The organism is Arthrobacter sp. ov118 (assembly GCF_900116495.1).
In the GTDB taxonomy this organism is placed as follows: Bacteria; Actinomycetota; Actinomycetes; order Actinomycetales; family Micrococcaceae; genus Arthrobacter.
The window spans coordinates 1-18,785 of the sequence record NZ_FPAY01000017.1 but is presented as its reverse complement, the minus strand read 5'-3'; the positions used below and the strand labels follow the sequence as shown (position 1 = coordinate 18,785).

Below are 18,785 nucleotides of genomic sequence, written 5' to 3'. Positions count from 1 at the left end.
TCGCCCGGCTGCATACTTTCAGGACATGAAGGTTTGGCGTTTGCGCGTCGGCCGGCACGGAGGAATTCGACCGCGGATGAAGTGAGCCGGGCCGCCGTTCTCCTTCGTTCGAACCTACCTCCTGGCCCCCGACGCCGGGACAACCCTGCCGATCGTCAGAGACGAACTCCACGGACCCCTGCACGGACTCACCCCCACCCCTGAGCGCATGACCGCGCCACACCTCACGGACTTCCTCGATGCCGTCCAACAGCGCACGGAAATCCTCGACCGCCCCAACCGTGCCGCAGGAAGCACCCGCCAGACCCGCCACCCACGAAGCGGGCCATCGCAACGACTATGGGCGTCTTGGCCCGGCATCGTTCCCCCCTCGCCCGGCCGGACACCCGTCACCACTACTGGTGACGAATAGAGAGCGCGTACCGACCGCAACCTCGGCGGCTTGGACGCACCCTTCCCGAGTTGCCCTGGTAGTCCACTATCAGGACGATGCCTACCCCCGACAAACACACACTGCGCCTGCCGCTAATAAGTCGGACATAAGTGTTGACAGTGTCAACACCCTTTTGGCAGGACAAACTCACCCGCAGGGGCCGCCGGCACGGCACAAAAGGGCCCATCGATGGCCGCTACTTCGGATTCCCAGGGTCATGTTGTTTCCGCTCCCCCGGCCCATGAATAGGTGTAGGTCACCCACGGCCCACCCCGATAGAACCGGAACGAGGAACGCATAATCCCACCTCAGCAAGCGGAAGTCCCACCAGCCAGGGACTTGAACCCGCCACCCCACACACCTGAATAGGCCACCGCCGCAGCCAGGCAAGAGCCCGCGAACCCACCGTCAGAGGGACGCCACCCAAGTTTTGTACACACGTCAAAGCAAAAACCCCTCTGACGAGGGGATAAGCTGTGCCCGAGGTGGGACTCGAACCCACACACCTTTCGATACCGCATTTTGAGTGCGGCGCGTCTGCCAATTCCGCCACTCGGGCGCGGAGTACACCGGCGTAACAATCAGCTTGCCACAGTGCTGTGAGCAACGCGATCGCTTCCAGTGCGCGAAATTACTCTACATGCAGATAGGCTAAATTCCAGAATCGCGCCAGTGACGCCGCATCGAACCAAACCGGTCCAAGTACATCAGCGGGCACAACCTAAGATGGTCTAGTTCCCGCCGTACCTTTCCAAGGAGTTCCCGTGTCAGATCAGACGGAGTCAACCCCCACTTCCCAGCCGGCGCGCCGCGTTGTTGTCGCCGAGGATGAGACCCTCATCCGCCTGGACATCATCGAGATCCTGCGCGGTGAAGGCTACGACGTCGTCGGCGAGGCGGACAACGGTGAAAAGGCCGTGCAGCTGGCCGAGGAGCTCAAGCCCGACCTCGTCCTGATGGACGTCAAGATGCCCGTCATGGACGGCATCTCGGCCGCGGAGAAGATCGTCAAGGCCCGGATCGCCCCCGTGGTCCTGCTCACCGCGTTCAGCCAGAAGGAACTCGTGGAGCGCGCCCGCGACGCCGGCGCCATGGCCTATGTGGTCAAGCCGTTCACCCCGGCGGACCTCATCCCGGCTTTGGAGATTGCGCTCTCCCGCCACGAGGAGATCAAGGCCCTCGAAAGCGAGGTGACCGACCTGCAGGAGCAGTTCGCCACCCGCAAGCTCGTCGAGCGCGCCAAGAGCCTCCTGACCACCAAGATGGGCCTGACGGAGCCCGAAGCGTTCCGCTGGATCCAGAAGACGTCCATGGACCGCCGCCTCAGCATGCGCGAGGTCGCCGAGACCATCATCAACCAGGTCAACTAGCTCCACCGCTGCCAGCCGCAGCAAAACAACAGCACATAGCAAGGGAGGTTCCCCGCCGCGGCGGGGAACCTCCCTTGTTGTTTGCTTTCGAAGCTTGGAAGAACTAGACCTTGTTGTTCTTCTTCTTCTTTTCGGGCCAGGGGCCCACCTTGTCCTTGGCCACGGCCGCCTCACCCTGGCCACCGAAGTCGGCGAGGTCGCCCACCTTGTGGACCTTCAGCAGGTTGGTCGAACCGGCCTTTCCGGGAGGCGAACCGGCGGCGATAACCACCAGGTCACCATCCTCGACGACGTCCAACTCCAGCAGGCTGCGGTCAACCTGGGCAGTCATCTCGTCGGTGTGGCCCACCATGGGGACCAGGACCGGCTGGATGCCCCATGTCAGGGCGAGCTGGTTCCAGACGTGCTCCACCGGCGTGAAGGCGAAGACCGGCTTGATGGGGCGCAAGCGCGAGAGGCGGCGTGCCGAGTCGCCGGACTGGGTGAAGGTACAGATGTACTTCGCTTCGAGCTGGTCGGCGATCTCGACGGCGGCCCGGGTGATCGCGCCGCCGCGGGTCTTGGGCTTGGTGCCCAGCGGGGGGACGCGCTCCAGGCCGTGCTCTTCGGTGGATTCGATGATCCGGGCCATGGTCTTGACCGTCTCGATCGGGTACTTGCCCACGCTGGTCTCGCCGGAGAGCATAACCGCATCGGCGCCGTCGAGCACGGCGTTGGCGCAGTCGGAGGCCTCGGCACGGGTCGGGCGGGGGTTTTCGATCATGGATTCGAGGACCTGGGTTGCCACGATGACCGGCTTGGCCCAGCGGCGTGCCAGTTCGATGGCGCGCTTCTGCACGATCGGCACTTCCTCGAGGGGAAGTTCCACACCGAGGTCGCCGCGGGCCACCATGATGGCGTCGAAGGCGTCGATGATCTCGTGCAGCTGGTCGACGGCCTGCGGCTTTTCGATCTTGGCGATCACCGGCACGCGGCGGCCTTCTTCGTCCATGATTTCGTGGACGCGCTTGATGTCCGAGGCATCCCGGACGAAGGACAGGGCAACCATGTCCACGCCGCGGCGCATCGCCCAGCGCAGGTCGTCCTCGTCCTTCTCGCTCAGCGCCGGCACGTTGACGGCCACGCCGGGCAGGTTGATTCCCTTGTTGTTGGAGACATACCCGCCCACGATCACCTGGGCGACGACCTTGACCTCGTCGACGTCAATGGCGCGCAGGGCGACCTTGCCGTCGTCGATCAGCAGCGCGTCGCCGGGCTGGACGTCCTCGGTGAGGCTCTTGAGCGTGGTAGAGCAGATTTCCTTGGTGCCGGGAACGTCCTCGGTGGTGATCGTGAACGTGTCACCGACCTCCAGGAGGTGCGGTCCGTCGACAAACCGGCCGAGGCGGATCTTGGGGCCCTGAAGGTCGGCCATGATGGCCACGGCCTTGCCGAGCTGTCCGGCGGCCTTGCGGACGTTTTCGTAGGTGTTGTCGTGCACGGAGTAATCGCCGTGGCTCATGTTCATGCGTGCCACGTCAACGCCGGCTTCCAGCACGGCAAGCGTGTTGTCGAAGCTTGCGATTGCCGGTCCGAACGTGGCCACGATTTTAGCGCGTCTCATATACCTACCCTAGTGGTCTGTTGCATGGATAAAGCTGAAGCGAGTGTGAATCCCGGATGTCCCCAAGGGCTACGGCAGTAGGACCGCGGAGGACCTAAACGAAGCCCTGAACACGGCCTAGAGCACCGCCATTGCGCGGTCCGTCGGCGCCACCGGAGCTGGCAGGATGGTGCTGCCCATCAGGAACTTGTCCACCGCGGCCGCGCAGGCGCGCCCCTCGGCGATGGCCCAGACGATGAGCGACTGTCCGCGGCCGGCGTCGCCGGCGACGAAGATGCCCTCGGTGTTGGTCATGTAGTAACCGTCGCGGGCCACGTTGCCGCGGCCGTCGAATTCGGCGCTGACCTGCTCGGTGATCCCGGCCGGCTCGGCGCCGGTGAAGCCCAGGGACAGGAAGACCAGGTCCGCCGGGATGATCCGCTCGGTGCCGGCCTTCGGGAGGCGCTTGCCGTCGACGAATTCAGTCTCGGCCACCTTGACGCCGGTGAGTTTGCCGTTTTCCCCGACGAACTCAACGGTGGAGGCGAGGTAGGTGCGTTCGCCGCCTTCCTCGTGGGCGCTGGCGACCTCGAACAGGGTGGGGAACGTCGGCCACGGCTGGTGGCCGGCACGCTCGAGCGGCGGCTGCTTGCCGATGGCCAGCGTGGTCACGGACGCAGCCTGGTGCCGGTGCGCGGTGCCTATGCAGTCTGCGCCGGTGTCGCCGCCGCCCAGGATCACCACATGCTTGCCCGCGGCGTTGATCTGGTTCTCCACGCTCTCCCCCGCAACAGCCCGGTTGGACGGCACGAGGTAGTCCATGGCGAAGTGGACGCCTTCAAGTTCACGGCCCGGGATCGGCAGGTCACGCGGGACGGTGGCCCCGGTGGCGATCACGACGGCGTCGTACCGGCGGCGCAGCTGTTCCCACGTCACGTCGGTGCCGACGGCCACGCCGGTGCGGAACCGGGTGCCCTCGGCCTTCATCTGCTCGAGGCGGCGGTCCACCTGCTCTTTTTCCATCTTGAAGTCGGGGATGCCGTAGCGCAGGAGCCCGCCGATTTTGTCGTCGCGCTCATAGACCGCCACGGTGTGGCCCACACGGGTCAGCTGCTGGGCGACGGCGAGGCCCGCCGGGCCGGAGCCGACGACGGCGACTGTCTTGCCGCTCAGTCGGGCCGGCGGCAGCGGGTTGACCCAGCCGTTTTCGAAGGCCTGGTCAATGATTGACACCTCGACCTGCTTGATGGTCACTGCGGGCTGGTTGATGCCCAGGACGCAGGACGCTTCGCAGGGTGCCGGGCACAGCCGGCCGGTGAACTCGGGGAAGTTGTTGGTGGCGTGCAGCCGCTCGATAGCTTCCTCGCCCTTGTCCCGCCAGACGAGGTCGTTCCATTCCGGAATGAGGTTGCCCAGCGGGCAGCCCTGGTGGCAGAACGGGACGCCGCAGTCCATGCAGCGGCCGGCCTGGCTCTTCAGGACGCCCTTTTCCTGGGCCTCATAGACCTCTTTCCAGTCCATGATGCGGACCGGAACGGGACGGCGCGGCTGGGTTTCACGCTGGCGTACTTTCAGAAATCCGCGTGGATCAGCCACCGGTCACCTCCAGGATTCGAGACCAAACTTCTTCGCCGTCGGGGTCCAGGCCCTCTTCGATGGCGTCAAGGCGGGTTTGCAGGACGGCCGCGTAATCGCGCGGCAGCACCTTGGTTATGCGGGCTGCGGTGTCGTCGAAGTTTTCCAGGAGGCGGGCCGCGTGCAGCGACTCCGTTTCCTCGACGTGCTTGACGAGCAGCCCATGGACGATGTCGCGGTCCTCGGCGTCCAGCTCGTGCAGTTGCAGTTCGCCGGACTCGAGGGCCTGCTTGTTGACGCGTTCGGTCTGCAGGTCCAGCACGTAGGCCGTTCCGCCGGACATGCCGGCACCGAAGTTGCGGCCGGTCCGGCCGATAATGAGCGTCTGGCCGCCGGTCATGTATTCACAGCCGTGGTCACCGATGCCTTCGACCACCGCGGTGGCACCGGAGTTGCGGACCAGGAAGCGTTCGCCCACCTGGCCGCGCAGGAACAGCTCGCCGCTGGTTGCGCCGTAGCCGATCACGTTGCCGGCGATCACGTTGCGTTCGGCCGGGAAAACGTTGGTGCGGTCCGGCCGGACGATGATCCGGCCGCCGGAAAGCCCCTTGCCCACGTAGTCGTTCGAGTCGCCGAACATCCGCAGCGTGATGCCGGCGGGCAGGAACGCGCCGAGTGACTGCCCGGCGGTGCCATTGAGCGTGATGTCGATGGTGTCCGTGGCCAGGACGTCGGTGCTGAACGTCTTCGTGACCACGTGGCCGAGCATGGTGCCCACCGAGCGGTCCGTGTTGATGACGTCCACCGAGATCTTCACCGGCGTGCGGTCGGTCAGCGCTTCCGCGGCCATGGTGATGAGGCGCTGGTCGAAGTGCTTGTCCAGCTCGTGGTTCTGGCCGGTGAGGTTGCGCAGCGGGGCGTCGTCGTCGAACTCGAGGCCGTGCAGGATCGGATCCAGGTCCAGTCCTTCGGCCTTCCAGTGGCGGATCGCGTCGCGGGAGTCGAGCATTTCGGCGTGGCCGATCGCCTCCTCGATGCTGCGGAAACCCAGCTCCGCGAGGATTTCGCGGACTTCCTCGGCAAGGAATTCGAAGAAGTTCACCACGAATTCCGGCTTGCCGTTGAACCTGGAGCGCAGCTCGGGGTTCTGGGTCGCGACACCCACCGGGCAGGTGTCAAGGTGGCAGACGCGCATCATGATGCAGCCGGAGACCACCAGCGGAGCCGTGGCGAAGCCAAATTCCTCGCCGCCCAGCAGCGCGGCGATGACAACGTCGCGGCCGGTCTTGAGCTGGCCGTCCACCTGCACCACCACGCGGTCGCGCAGGCCGTTGAGCATGAGCGTCTGCTGCGTCTCGGCGAGGCCGAGCTCCCACGGGACACCGGCATGCTTGAGCGAGTTCAGCGGCGAGGCGCCGGTGCCGCCGTCGTGTCCGGAGACCAGGACGACGTCGGCCTTCGCCTTCGTGACGCCGGAGGCCACGGTGCCGATCCCGACCTCGGAGACGAGCTTGACGTGCACGCGGGCCGAGGGGTTGGCGCGCTTGGCGTCGTAGATCAGCTGTGCGAGGTCTTCGATCGAGTAGATGTCGTGGTGCGGGGGCGGCGAGATGAGTCCGACGCCGGGCGTCGAGTGCCGCGTGCGGGCCACCCACGGGTAGACCTTCTGCGCCATCAGCTGGCCGCCCTCGCCGGGCTTGGCACCCTGCGCCATTTTGATCTGGATGTCGTCCGCGTTGGTCAGGTACAGGCTCGTGACGCCAAACCGGCCGGACGCAATCTGCTTGACCGCGGAACGGCGGGTGGGATCGAGCAGGCGGTCCACGTCTTCGCCGCCCTCACCGGTGTTGGACTTGCCGCCCAGCCGGTTCATGGCGATCGCGAGGGTCTCGTGGGCTTCCTGCGAGATGGAGCCGTAACTCATGGCGCCGGTGGAGAAGCGCTTGACGATGCTGGAGACGGGCTCCACTTCCTCAAGCGGCACCGCCGGGCGCAGGCCGGCCTTGAACTTCAGCAGACCACGCAGGGTCATGAGGTTCTCGGACTGGTCGTCAACGCCGCGGGTGTAGGCCTTGAAGATGTCATAGCGGCGTTCACGCGTGGCGTGCTGAAGCCGGAAGACCGTCTCCGGGTTGAACAGGTGCGGTTCACCGTCCCGGCGCCACTGGTATTCGCCGCCGCCGAGCAGGGGCTGGTGCGGCAGTTCGATGCCGTTTTCGGGATAGGCCATCCGGTGCCGGGCCAGGACTTCGGCGGCAATGACATCGAGGCCGACGCCGCCGAGCTGGGAATGCGTGCCGGAGAAGTACTCGTCCACGAGCTCCTGGCCCAGGCCGAGGGCTTCGAAGGTCTGGGCGCCCGTGTAGGAAGCCACGGTGGAAATGCCCATCTTGGACATGATCTTCAGGACACCCTTGCCCAGGCCCTTGATCAGGTTGTAGACGCCGTCCTGCGGGGTGACGCCCACGACATCGCCGGAGGCGATGAGCTGTTCGACGGATTCCATGGCCAGGTACGGGTTCACGGCGGAGGCACCATAGCCGATGAGCACGGCAACGTGGTGCGTCTCACGGACGTCGCCCGCCTCCACCACGAGCGCGGTCTTGGTGCGGTTGGCACTCCGGAGCAGGTGGTGGTGCACGGCGCTGACCAGCAGCAACGACGGGATCGGCGCCCACTGGGCGTTCGAGTCGCGGTCGGAGAGCACGACGTACTGGACGCCGCGGTTGATGGCGCCGGAAACCTGCTCGCAGATTTCGGTGAGTCGGGCGCGGAGCGCGTGCTCGCCGCCTTCGGGGCGGTACAGCCCGCGGACCTTCATGGCGACCCGATCGCCGTCGGCGCTCTCGATGTTCGCGATCTTGGCGAGCTGGTCGTTGTTGATGACGGGGAACGGCAGCGAGACCTGCGGCTGGCGGACCTGCTTGGTGTCCAGCAGGTTCCCGTTCGGGCCGATCGCGCACATCAGGGAGGTGACGAGCTCTTCACGGATGGCATCCAGCGGCGGGTTGGTGACCTGCGCGAAGGACTGCACGAAGTAGTCGAAGAGCAGCCGCGGGCGCTTGGACAGGACGGCCACGGGCGTGTCGGAGCCCATGGCACCGAGGGGTTCGGCGCCGGTGCGGGCCATCGGGCCGAGCAGGATCTTCAGTTCCTCGGTGGTGTAGCCGAAGGTGCGCTGGCGGATGTTGACCGAGGCGGCGGTGTGGACGACGTGCTCGCGTTCGGGCAGGTCCGCCAGGTCGATCAGGTTGTCCTTGAGCCATTCGGCCCAGGGGTTCGCGGCGGCGACCTCGGCCTTGACCTCGGCGTCGTCGATGATCCGGCCGGCTTCGGTGTCCACCAGGAACATCTTGCCCGGCGAGACGCGGCCCTTCTTGACCACCTTGGAGGCTTCGACGTCGATCACGCCAACCTCGGAGGCGAAGACGATCAGGCCGTCCTCCGTGATCCAGTACCGGCCCGGGCGCAGTCCGTTGCGGTCCAGCGTCGCGCCGACCAGGTTGCCGTCGGTGAAGGACACGGCCGCGGGGCCGTCCCACGGCTCCATCAGCATGGAGTGGTACTCGTAGAAGGCGCGGCGCGCCGGATCCATGGTGGCGTGGTTTTCCCACGCCTCCGGGATCATCATCATGATCGAGTGCGTGATGGGCCGGCCGGAGAGCCAGAGCAGCTCGGCGACCTCGTCAAACGAGGCCGAGTCCGAGGCGCCCGGGGTGCAGATGGGGTACAGCTCCTCCGGCGAGTCCCCGAGCAGCGGGCTGACGAGTTGCGACTGCCGTGCCCTCATCCAGTTGCGGTTGCCCTTGACCGTGTTGATCTCGCCGTTGTGCGCGATGGTGCGGAACGGCTGGGCCAGTGGCCAGGACGGGAACGTGTTGGTGGAGAAGCGCGAGTGCACGATCGCGAGCTTGGTCTTGAACCGCTTGTCCGAAAGGTCCGGATAGAACGGTTCCAGCTGCGCCGTGGTGAGCATGCCCTTGTAGACGATGGTCCGGGAGGACAGCGACGGGAAGTAAACGCCGAACTTGTTCTGGGCGCGCTTGCGGATCCGCCAGGCGCGGGAATCGAGCTCGTTGCGCTCGAGGGTTTCCCCGGTGCTGGAGGCGAAGAACGGCTGGGAGAAATGCGGCATGCAGGCCCGGGCCATGGCCCCCACCAGGTCCGCGACGATCGGCACTTCGCGCCAGCCAAGGACGGTCAGGCCCTCGTCCGCGGCGAGGCCCTCGATGCCCGCCCGTGCAGCGTCGGATTCGCGCTGCTCGGCCGGCAGGAACGCCGTTCCGACGACGTACTGGCCCGGGGCGGGAAGTTCGAAGTCGGTGACTGCGCGGAAGAATTCGTCCGGGACCTGCATGAGGAGGCCGGCGCCGTCGCCGGTTCCCTCATCGGCGCCCACGGCGCCGCGGTGCTCGAGGTTGCGCAAGGCGGTCAGGGCCGCGTCGACGATGTCGTAGCCCGGCTCGCCGCGGAGCGTGGCGATGATGGCCAGGCCGCAGGCGTCCTTCTCGTTTTCCGGGTTGTAGAGTCCGGCCGCGGCCGGCATCGCCGCAAAGCGGGTGAAGGGTGACGTGACGGCCGACGGCTGGTCCGGTTCGGACCAGCTGGGGCTGTTTAGAGTTTGGGTCATGGGAGACGTCCTTCCTCCTGATCGTGCGTATGGGAGGGACAACATTGGCCCCACTCGGCACGCCGGTGTGAGGGGCGCAACAGAGTGTTTTTCTAACTGGAATTGTAGGCCAGCCCGGCCTCCCGTACTAACAGTTACGCAGGCGCTGACCCGGGCTTGCGCGGACAGCTGCTATCTGCTGTCCGCATCAATCCCTCTTGCCACGACGTTGTGGTGACGGGCCCTGCGAGCGGTAGCTCCGCAACCCGGATTGCCGGCACTGGGGCTACTTGTCGCCCTCAGCCTCCGACGCGGTTCCAGGGGCCTGGCGGCCGGAGATTCCGACTGCCGAAGCTCCGGCGGCGGGCTTGGTGCCGCCGTCTGAGTCCTTCTCCGCGACTGCCCCCGCTGCTGCGGGCACGGCTGCGGGACCTGATCCGCTTTGGTTACCCGGAAGATTATCACGGGATTCACTATCTGAGACAGGCGAGTCCGAATGGCGGATAGTTGTCGCGCCCGCGGCGCCCTCCGCGGGGACCGCGGCGGCTTCCTTCTCGTCCGCGTGGTTCGCAGTGGCGAGGCCGGCGCTATGGTCAGCACGGTCGGCGTCGTCCGCGTTACCGTCCGCACGGTCTGCGCGGCCGGCAGAGACCGCCTCGCCCTCAGGAGTTTTCCCTGTCTCTGTCCCTGCCGGTGAACGGCCGGGGAGGAACGGGGTGTCCGGTTCCGAGGGCTTGCGCAGTCCGAGGAGGACGAAGGCGATCACGGCGCCGGCCAGGACGAAGATGCTGGTCCAGACGTTGAGCCTCGTGGTGATCCCGAACAGGCTGATCTGCTCGGCCTCGTCGATCCGCATGGCCTCGATCCAGACCCGGCCCAGCGTGTAATAGATGGCATAGAGGCAGAAGAGGCGGCCGCGCCGGAAGCTGAACTTCCGGTCCAGGGCCAGCAGGATGAAGACGCCGGCGAGGTTCCACAAGGACTCGTAGAGGAACGTCGGGTGGAACAGCGTGTCGGCGGGCATGCCGGCCGGGAAGTTGGGATTGTTGGGATCGACCTGCAGTCCCCACGGCAGTGTGGTGGGGCCGCCGAAGAGCTCCTGGTTGAAGTAGTTCCCCCACCGGCCGATCGCCTGGGCCAGCAGCAGGCCGGGAGCGGCCGCGTCCAGGAAGGCGCTCAGCTTCACTCCGGCACGCCGGCAGCCGATCCAGGCGCCCAGTGCACCGAGCACCACGGCACCCCAGATGCCCAGGCCGCCGCGCTGGATCTGCGGGATCAGGGACAGGTCACCGGTGCCGTCGAAACCGGGGCCGAAGTAGGCATCCGGCGAAGAGACCACGTGGTACAGCCGTCCGCCGATGATGCCGAACGGGATGGCCCAGATGGCGATGTCCCAGACGCTGCCCTCGGGGGCGCCGCGGCGCGCCCAGCGGACAGAGGTGAGCCAAAGTCCGGCAATGATGCCGGCCAGGATGCACAGGGCGTAGGCGTGGATGCGCAGTGACCCCCACGGCAGCGGGATGTCGAAACCGGACCAGCTGGGGCTCGGAATGCTCGCGGGAATCATCGCCGCCGCGTGGAGGACTGACTGCATTGCTTACGCTTCTTCCCTGGTAAGGCCGGTGCTGAGGTCTTTCGTCAAGGACGCTACCGCATCCACGCCGCCGTCCCGGATGGCCGCGACGAGGGCGGTCCCGACAATCACGCCGTCGGCGTACTCGGCAATCTCGCGGACGTGGCCGGCGTTGGAGACGCCCAGGCCCACGCAGACGCGCTCGGCGCCCGCAGCATGCGCGGCGGCGACGACGTCCTTGGCAGCGGAGCTGACCGAGGTCCGGGCGCCGGTGACGCCCATGATGGAGACGGCGTACACGAAGCCGCGGCTCGCATCCACGGTGCGCTTCATGCGTTCGGGCGAGGAGGAAGGAGCCACCAGGAACACGCGGTCCAGGCCGTACTTGTCGGAGGCGGCCATCCATTCGGCAGCTTCATCCGGGATGAGATCGGGCGTGATCAGCCCGGCTCCCCCGGCCTCGGCCAGGCGGCGGGAGAACTCGTCCACGCCCATCCGGACCACGGGGTTCCAGTAGGTCATGACCAGCACGGCGGCGTCGGTCTTGCTGGTGATGCCGCGGACGACGTCGAAGACCTCCCGGACGCGGAAGCCCTTGGCGAGGGCTTCGGTGGTGGCCGCCTGGATGACCTGGCCGTCCATGACCGGGTCCGAGTACGGGATGCCGATCTCGATGAGGTCGGCGCCGTTCTCGGCCAGGGCGATGCCGGCGGCGATGGTGTCCGCGACGCTCGGGTAGCCGGCCGGCAGGTAACCGATCAGTGCTGCCCGGCCCTGGGCGCGGGCGCGGTCAATGGCAGCTGCCGACTTGCTGGTGTGCTGCGCGGCGCTTGTCTGCTGAGCGGCGGCCTGGTTGGCGCCGTCCTGGCTGGTGCTCACAGCTGTTCCCCCTCTTTGCCGATTTCGGCTTCCGGTGAATCCTTTTGCAGCAGGTCGAACCATTCGGCGGCCGTGGCCACGTCCTTGTCGCCGCGGCCGGAGAGGTTCACGATCACGATCTTCTCTGACGCTTTGCCGGCAGCGTCGGTGGCGCCTTCGGCGCCTTCCGCGGCGAGCCGCTGGCCCACCTTGATGGCCCCGGCGAGGGCGTGCGCGGACTCGATGGCGGGAATGATGCCCTCGGTGCGGCAGAGGAGGCGGAAGGCCTCCATGGCTTCACTGTCCGTGATGGGCTCGTAGCTGACCCTGCCGATGTCCGCAAGGTAGGAGTGCTCGGGGCCGACGCCGGGGTAGTCCAGGCCTGCCGAGATCGAGTGGGATTCGATGGTCTGGCCGTCGTCGTCCTGCATGAGGTAGGACCGCGCGCCGTGCAGCACGCCGGGCTTGCCGAGCGTGATGGTGGCCGCGTGGCGTCCGGTTTCGACGCCGTCGCCGCCGGCTTCGAAGCCGTAGATCCGGACCGAGGGGTCATCGAGGAAGCCGTGGAAGATGCCGATCGCGTTGGAGCCGCCGCCGATGCAGGCGCAGACGGCGTCCGGGAGCCGGCCGGTCTGGTCCAGGATCTGCGCCCGGGCTTCCTCGCCGATCACTTCGTGGAAGTAGCGGACCATGGCCGGGAACGGGTGCGCGCCGGCCGCGGTGCCCAGCAGGTAGTGCGTGTTGCCCACGTTCGCGACCCAGTCGCGCAGGGCCTCGTTGATGGCGTCCTTGAGCGTCTGGGACCCGTTGGTCACGGGGATGACAGTGGCGCCGAGGAGTTCCATCCGGGCCACGTTCAGGGCCTGCCGGCGGCAGTCCTCTGCGCCCATGTAGACGACGCATTCCAGGCCGAGCAGCGCTGCGGCCGTCGCGCTGGCAACGCCGTGCTGGCCGGCGCCGGTTTCGGCGATGACACGGGTCTTGCCCATGCGCTTGGCCAGCAGTGCCTGGCCCAGGACGTTGTTGATCTTGTGCGAGCCGGTGTGGTTGAGGTCTTCTCGCTTGAGGAAGACCCGCACGCCGCCGGCGTGTTCGGCGAAGCGCTTGGCCTCGGTCAGCAGCGAGGGCCGGCCGGAGTAGTTCTTGTTCAGGTCGGCGATCTGGGCGGTGAATTCCGGGTCGGCTTTGGCCTTCTCGAAGGTGTCCTCAAGCTCGTCCAGGGCCGCAATGAGCGACTCGGGCATCCACCGGCCGCCGTAGTTCCCGAAGTAGGGTCCCGGGGCGTGCCGCAGGGAGGGCCCGCTCTGCGTGGGATGTTCCTGGGGGCGGCCGCCCTGCAGGAACGCGTCCACTGCGCTTTCGTCTGAGCCGGCTGCTGGCGCATCGACCATCAGTCTCACCATCCTGTTCCACTGCTAGCTTTGGGGATCTGCACACCAGATCCGCTCATTGTCCGGGCGTCTGCGGGCCCGGTGCCGCTCGCGGCCCGGACGCAAAGGCCAGGACCGGCCTGCCTCAGGCGCGTGCGGCGATCGCCGTTGCGCCGGCGGCCATGAATTCGGCGATCCGCTCGCGGGGCGTCGCGTCGCTGACCAGCGCCTCGCCCACCAGGATCGCATTGGCTCCGCCGGCCGCGTAGTGCCTGACGTCCTCGACGTCGCGCACCCCGGACTCGGCGATCATGAGTGCACCGGCGGGAATGCCGCCGGCCAGCTCCGAGAAGACGGAACGGTCGACGTCGAGCGTCTTGAGGTTGCGCACGTTGACGCCGATGATCCGCGCTTCGGCGGCCACGGCGCGCTCGATTTCCTCGGCGGTGTGCGTCTCGACGAGCACGTTCATGCCGAGTTCGCGGCTGAGGGCCGCGAACTCGCGCAGCTGTGCGTCGGAGAGCGAGGCCACGATCAGCAGGATCAGGTCAGCGCCGTGTGCCCGGGCTTCCCAGATCTGGTACTCGTCGATCATGAAGTCCTTGCGCAGCAGCGGAATGTCCACCGCGGCACGGACGGCGTCGAGATCGGCCAGCGAGCCGCCGAAGCGGCGCTCCTCGGTGAGGACACTAATCACGGCCGCCCCGCCGTCGGCGTACTGTGCGGCGAGCGACGCCGGATCGGCAATGTCCGCGAGCCGGCCCTTGGACGGGCTGCGGCGTTTGACCTCGGCGATGACCTTGAGCTGGTCCCGGGGATCGGAATTCCCGCCCAGCGCCGCCCAGGCATCGCGGGCGGGCGCAGCGGCGGCGGCCCGCTCCCTCAATTCCGCGAGCGGAACCAGACGCTGGCGCGCCTCCATATCCTCCCGGACACCGGCATTGATGTCGTCGAGAACGCTCACGCTCAGTGGCCGGAGTTCTTCAGCTTGCTGCCGCCGACGCCGTAACCGGCCTTGCGCATGACCCAGCCGGCCAGCAGGCCGAGCACCATGATGGCGGCGCCCGCAACGAAGATGGGGGTATTGGCGATAACGAACGCGATGGCCGCAATGAGGGCGCCGACCAGCATCACGATCACGCAGGTCCACGCGGCCGGGCTGTTGCCGTGACCGGGCGCCTCGCTGTGGTCGACGTCGTCGTAAACGCCCTTCGGCGTAACGGACGTGGATGCGGAAACAGTGGCTTTGGTCATTGAAATCTCCTCAGGATAAATACTGCTTACATTCTGCCATTTTTTGGGCGTCGTGTTGGCCGCGTTGCTTGGCCGCGCCCGCGGGTCAGGTGGGGTCGTCACCGCGGGACAGCCGGTCCCAGCTCTCAATCTCGTCCGCGGGCGCGGCCTGCGCCGCCGCCCCGTCGGCTGCGGGTCCGGCGGCGGCCGCGTCATATTTCGTGCGAGTCTTCCAGTAACGGCCGGCCGGTACGATCGCCAGGGCGCTCATCCCCAGGAGGGAGCCGGCGATGACGGCGAGGACCGGAAACACTGTCACGTCCACCTGGACGCTGCTTCCGCTGATTCCGGTGGCCGCCGCGATCGATCCCTGCGCCGCGGACAACGGGTCCGCCAGCACCACGGCTGCGGCGCCGACGATGCCCGCAGCTGCGAGGAGAATGATGGCGGTGATGAGCCAGCGGGCCACGCGGCCGGCGATGGACGCCGCCAGGCCGCCGGCCAGGGCCACAAGGGCCAGGGCGGTGACGGTGGTCGCGGCCTTGCTCCCGGGAACCTGCAGGCCATCCTGGCTGGCCACGGCCGCGCCGAGCTGCGTGGGGTCCAGGTGCACGATCAGCCAGGTCTGGGTGGTGGTTCCGAATGCGGCGAGGGCCAGGGCAGCGATCACCAGGACCAGGGTGGACTTGCGGGCCCAGGCGGGGACGGCGCGCCGGGTGGTGGACTTGACGGTGGCTTCCGGCTCCCCCATCAGTTGTCCTCCGCGGCGTGGGGCGCCGCGTCGGTGACTGCGTCGGCCGTGATGTTGTGCAGCGAGCCGGCGGTGTGGACGGCCCGCAGCGGGGCGGCGGCCTTGTTCACCGTCTCTTGGGCCTCGGCAGGGTTCACCGAATCAGCCACAATTCCGCCGCCGGCTTGGACGTACGCGCGGCCTTCGCGAAGCAGGGCTGAACGGATCGCGATCGCCATGTCCATGTCGCCGGCGAAGTCCAGATACCCCACCACGCCGCCGTAGATCCCGCGTCGGTGCGGTTCAAGCTCGTCCAGCAGGCGCAACGCCCGCGGCTTCGGGGCGCCGGAAAGCGTGCCCGCCGGGAAGGTGGCCTTGAGGACGTCGTAGGCCTTGGCGGCCGGGGAGAGTGTGCCGACCACCGTGGACACGAGGTGCATGATGTGGCTGAAGCGTTCGACTTCCATGAACTGTGTGACGTCGACCGATCCCGCGACGCAGACCTTGGAGAGGTCGTTGCGGGACAGATCGACCAGCATCAGGTGCTCGGCGCGTTCTTTCTGGTCCGCCAGCAGCTCCTCGGCCAGGGCCTTGTCGGCCTCGACTGTCTTGCCGCGCGGCCGTGACCCGGCGATGGGGTGCGTGATGACTTCGTCACCGGTGACGGTGACCAGAGCTTCCGGTGAGGAGCCGACGATCGTGTACTCGCGGCCTGCGGCGTCCTCGAAGCTGAAGAGGTACATGTAGGGGCTGGGGTTCGTGTTGCGCAGGACCCGGTAAACATCCAGGGGGTCCGCGCCGCACTCCATTTCGAAGCGGCGGGAGATCACCACCTGGAAGACCTCGCCATCCACAATTGCCTCCTTGCCGCGGTCCAGGGCGGCGAGGTACTCGGACTCGTCCCAGCGTTCCTGCACGCTTGACGCGAAATCGAGGGCGGCGGTTTCCAGGACGGAAACGGGCTGCTCCACGGGGCTGCTGATCTTTTCCAACAGGGCCTTCACGCGGGCGACGGCGTCATGCCAAGCCTCGTCGACCCGCTCGGAGCTGTTGTCGAAATTAATGGCGTTGGCGATCAGCAGGACGGTGCCGTCCATGTTGTCGTGCACGGCCATGTCCGTCACGAGGTTCAGTGCCATCTCCGGAAGCTCGAGGTCGTCCTCCGGCGGGCTGGTCAGTTTTTCCCAGTGCCGAACGGTTTCCCAGCCGAGGAAGCCCACCAGGCCGGAGGTGAACGGCGGCAGGCCGTCGAAGCGTTTGGTGCGAAGTGCCGCAACGCTGTCACGGATGGCGTCAACGGGGTTACCGTCCAGCGGCACACCGACGGGCGGCTCCCCCAGCCAGTGCGCCTGGCCGTCCTTGGTGGTCAGCGTGGCCCGGGAGCGGGATCCTATGAACGAGTAGCGGGACCAGGAGCCGCCCACCGCGGCCGATTCCATCAGGAACGTGCCGGGCTGGCCTTGGGCAAGCTTGCGGTAGAGCCCGATCGGAGTTTCGGCGTCGGCCAGCACCTTGAGCCGGACGGGGATGACGCGGCTGTGGCCTGCGAGTTCACGGAACTCTTCGAGGCCAGGGCTGATGATTCCTAGGTCCTGCATGGCTTTGCTTTCCGCCTGTTCTTTAGTGGGGCCGTCAGCGGATCCGGTGGTGGGATCCTGCGGGCGGTCCGGTTCGTGAAGTTTGGGAGCGCCGAGGTGCTCTGCCGGTTTCCGTGGCCGGTTTCCTTTTCCGGTTTACTTTTCCGGGGCGCTTAGCTTCCGTGGCCGACTACGGCGTCAAGTTCGCGGCCGTCGAAGCAGGTCCGGGTTCCCGTGTGGCAGGCCGCGCCGACCTGGTCGACCCGGACCAGCAGGGCATCGCCGTCGCAGTCCATTGCCAGCGACTTGACCCACTGCACGTGCCCGGACGTGTCTCCCTTGCGCCAGTACTCCTGGCGGGACCGCGAATAGAACGTCACGCGTCCGCTCGTCAGGGTGCGGTGCAGCGCCTCGTCGTCCATCCAGCCGAGCATCAGGACTTCGTGGGTGTCGAACTGCTGGACGATGGCGGCCACCAAACCGGCACTGTCGCGCTTGAGCGCGTCCGCCAGCGCGGCAGTGAGCGGGCTCGCCGACGACTCCGAACGCGGCGGCGTAGCGGGTTCCGTCGCCGTGTCGGCCGCGGCACTGGTGGGTGCGGCGGCCGGGGCGGCGTTGGCGGGAACGGCGCCGGAAAGGACCGTGCCGGAAGGGACGGTGGTGGCGGGGGCGGGCTGCTCAGACATCAGACCAAGTCTAGTGCCTCTGGCCAGGCGGCCAGCCTGCGGGTCAGCCTCGCTGCTTAACCTGTTTGCTTAACACTGGCCCGCGGCCGGTTCCGGCGGCGATTCCAGTGCCCACGCAAGGCCGTCTCGTGCTAGTTTCACAAGTGATGCATTTCGTCGAACCGTCCCGAGAAGTCCTGGCCGAAACCCTGCTTGCCGCCGGCCCTGATGCCACCACGCTCTGCGCTGGTTGGCGTACCCGCGATCTTGCCGCGCACTTGTACCTGCGCGAGCGCAAGGTCGCCGTCGGACTCGGCTTGATCATCAAACGCCTCTCCAAGGCCTCGGACCAGGCCACGGCCGAACTGGCCGGCAAGCTGAAGACGCCCGAGGAGTACGCGGCCCTGGTCAACACCTTCCGCTCCGGCCCCCCGGCGCTGTCCCCGCTGCGGATCAAAGCCCTGGACGAGAGCTCCAACCTGATCGAGTATTTCGTCCACACCGAGGATGTCCGCCGGGCCGTTGACCGCTGGGCGCCGCGCGCCCTGGATGAGGCCTACTCGGATGCGCTGTGGGATGAGCTCGTCAAGCGGGCAGCCATCCTGTACCGCGGTGTGGATCTGGGCATTGTGCTGGTCAGCCCCTCCGGCCCGCGGCATGTCGCCAAGCGCGCCCCCGTATCGGTTGCCATCGTCGGTGAACCCGGGGAACTTCTCATGCACGCCCACGGCCGCACCCGCCACGCTCTCGTAACCTTCGAAGGCCAGCCGGACGCCGTCGCGCTCCTGCAGTCCGCCGAAGTCGGCCTCTAGCAACGTCGGCCTCTAGCAACGCGGGGTCACTTACGGCCCAATAATTAGGGCGGTTTCTAGTGGTCGTTGCAACACGTTTGGCGGCTTAGGTCGTTAGTAGTAGATCACGCAGGCGCTCGGCTGGGGTATCCCAGTCGAGCGTTTTGCGTGGGCGGCCGTTGAGTTTCTGGGCGACGAGCTCGAGATCCTCTGGCCCGTAGGCGGACAGGTCGGTGCCTTTGGGGAAGTACTGGCGCAGCAGTCCGTTCGTGTTTTCGTTCGAGCCGCGCTGCCAGGGGCTGGCCGGGTCGCAGAAGTAGACGTCCATGTCCGTGGCGAGGCTGAAGGATTTGTGGGCGGCCATTTCCGCTCCCTGGTCCCAGGTCAGGGACCCCCGCAGGTGCGCTGGCAGGGCTTTC

At 67.1% G+C, this 18,785-nt stretch carries 14 protein-coding genes and 1 tRNA gene; 2 read left to right on the top strand and 13 right to left on the bottom strand.

The features are described from left to right. Positions 1-910: 910 nt before the first annotated feature. Positions 911-992, bottom strand: a tRNA-Leu gene (locus BM372_RS20065). Between the two features lie 205 nt (positions 993-1,197). Here BM372_RS20065 and BM372_RS20060 point away from each other — a divergent pair. Next, positions 1,198-1,803, top strand: coding sequence for an ANTAR domain-containing response regulator (locus BM372_RS20060; RefSeq protein ID WP_090957209.1), 606 nt, complete (start codon positions 1,198-1,200; stop codon positions 1,801-1,803). A gap of 103 nt (positions 1,804-1,906) precedes the next feature. On the opposite strand, the gene pyk is transcribed toward BM372_RS20060, so the two are convergent. The 11 genes from pyk to hisI all read right to left on the bottom strand — a co-directional run bounded on the left by pyk (position 1,907) and on the right by hisI (position 17,596). Then, entirely contained in the window at positions 1,907-3,406 is a 1,500-nt protein-coding gene (gene pyk / locus BM372_RS20055) for a pyruvate kinase (RefSeq protein ID WP_090957208.1), read from the bottom strand. Positions 3,407-3,523: 117 nt separating this feature from the next. Further along, positions 3,524-4,981, bottom strand: coding sequence for a glutamate synthase subunit beta (locus tag BM372_RS20050; protein ID WP_090957207.1), 1,458 nt, complete (start codon positions 4,979-4,981; stop codon positions 3,524-3,526). Next, positions 4,974-9,590 (bottom strand): glutamate synthase large subunit, encoded by a 4,617-nt coding sequence (gene gltB / locus BM372_RS20045; protein WP_090957206.1) that lies wholly within the window; start codon positions 9,588-9,590, stop codon positions 4,974-4,976. Before gltB ends, BM372_RS20050 begins: the two co-directional genes overlap by 8 nt. Before the next feature lie 265 nt (positions 9,591-9,855). After that, entirely contained in the window at positions 9,856-11,163 is a 1,308-nt protein-coding gene (gene lgt, locus BM372_RS20040) for a prolipoprotein diacylglyceryl transferase (protein WP_090957205.1), read from the bottom strand. 3 nt (positions 11,164-11,166) lie between these two features. Continuing rightward, positions 11,167-12,021 carry a tryptophan synthase subunit alpha gene (gene trpA, locus BM372_RS20035; protein ID WP_090957204.1) on the bottom strand — a complete coding sequence of 285 codons (855 nt, stop codon included), beginning with the start codon at positions 12,019-12,021 and terminating at the stop codon, positions 11,167-11,169. Beyond that, positions 12,018-13,391, bottom strand: a complete 1,374-nt coding sequence (gene trpB / locus BM372_RS20030; RefSeq protein ID WP_090957203.1) for a tryptophan synthase subunit beta — start codon at positions 13,389-13,391, stop codon at positions 12,018-12,020. Before trpB ends, trpA begins: the two co-directional genes overlap by 4 nt. A gap of 124 nt (positions 13,392-13,515) precedes the next feature. Further along, complete coding sequence (gene trpC / locus BM372_RS20025; RefSeq protein WP_090957202.1) at positions 13,516-14,334, bottom strand: indole-3-glycerol phosphate synthase TrpC; 819 nt, start codon at positions 14,332-14,334, stop codon at positions 13,516-13,518. Positions 14,335-14,336: 2 nt separating this feature from the next. Next, the gene (locus BM372_RS20020) at positions 14,337-14,624 is read right to left on the bottom strand and encodes an HGxxPAAW family protein (RefSeq protein WP_090957201.1); all 288 of its coding nucleotides are present in this window, start codon (positions 14,622-14,624) and stop codon (positions 14,337-14,339) included. 85 nt (positions 14,625-14,709) lie between these two features. Then, positions 14,710-15,354 carry a Trp biosynthesis-associated membrane protein gene (locus BM372_RS20015; protein WP_090957200.1) on the bottom strand — a complete coding sequence of 215 codons (645 nt, stop codon included), beginning with the start codon at positions 15,352-15,354 and terminating at the stop codon, positions 14,710-14,712. After that, positions 15,354-16,931, bottom strand: coding sequence for an anthranilate synthase component I (locus BM372_RS20010; protein ID WP_090957199.1), 1,578 nt, complete (start codon positions 16,929-16,931; stop codon positions 15,354-15,356). Before BM372_RS20010 ends, BM372_RS20015 begins: the two co-directional genes overlap by 1 nt. 152 nt (positions 16,932-17,083) lie before the next feature. Beyond that, positions 17,084-17,596, bottom strand: coding sequence for a phosphoribosyl-AMP cyclohydrolase (gene hisI / locus BM372_RS20005; protein WP_090957198.1), 513 nt, complete (start codon positions 17,594-17,596; stop codon positions 17,084-17,086). 146 nt (positions 17,597-17,742) lie between these two features. Between hisI and BM372_RS20000 the strand changes: the two genes are divergently transcribed. Then, on the top strand, positions 17,743-18,387 hold the full coding sequence (locus BM372_RS20000) for a TIGR03085 family metal-binding protein (protein WP_090957197.1): 645 nt from the start codon (positions 17,743-17,745) through the stop codon (positions 18,385-18,387). Positions 18,388-18,472: 85 nt separating this feature from the next. Here BM372_RS20000 and BM372_RS19995 read toward each other — a convergent pair. Then, a partial coding sequence (locus BM372_RS19995) for an IS30 family transposase (protein ID WP_143111523.1) occupies positions 18,473-18,785 on the bottom strand: 313 nt, incomplete at its 5' end.

Excerpts from the sequence above, each read along its gene's own strand:
- lgt (WP_090957205.1), bottom strand. The coding sequence starts at position 11,163 with ATGCAGTCAGTCCTCCACGCGGCGGCGATGATTCCCGCGAGCATTCCG.
- trpB (WP_090957203.1), bottom strand. The coding sequence starts at position 13,391 with ATGGTCGATGCGCCAGCAGCCGGCTCAGACGAAAGCGCAGTGGACGCG.
- BM372_RS20015 (WP_090957200.1), bottom strand. The coding sequence starts at position 15,354 with ATGGGGGAGCCGGAAGCCACCGTCAAGTCCACCACCCGGCGCGCCGTC.
- hisI (WP_090957198.1), bottom strand. The coding sequence starts at position 17,596 with ATGTCTGAGCAGCCCGCCCCCGCCACCACCGTCCCTTCCGGCACGGTC.
- BM372_RS20010 (WP_090957199.1), bottom strand. The coding sequence starts at position 16,931 with ATGCAGGACCTAGGAATCATCAGCCCTGGCCTCGAAGAGTTCCGTGAA.
- BM372_RS20000 (WP_090957197.1), top strand. The coding sequence starts at position 17,743 with ATGCATTTCGTCGAACCGTCCCGAGAAGTCCTGGCCGAAACCCTGCTT.
- gltB (WP_090957206.1), bottom strand. The coding sequence starts at position 9,590 with ATGACCCAAACTCTAAACAGCCCCAGCTGGTCCGAACCGGACCAGCCG.
- pyk (WP_090957208.1), bottom strand. The coding sequence starts at position 3,406 with ATGAGACGCGCTAAAATCGTGGCCACGTTCGGACCGGCAATCGCAAGC.
- BM372_RS20020 (WP_090957201.1), bottom strand. The coding sequence starts at position 14,624 with ATGACCAAAGCCACTGTTTCCGCATCCACGTCCGTTACGCCGAAGGGC.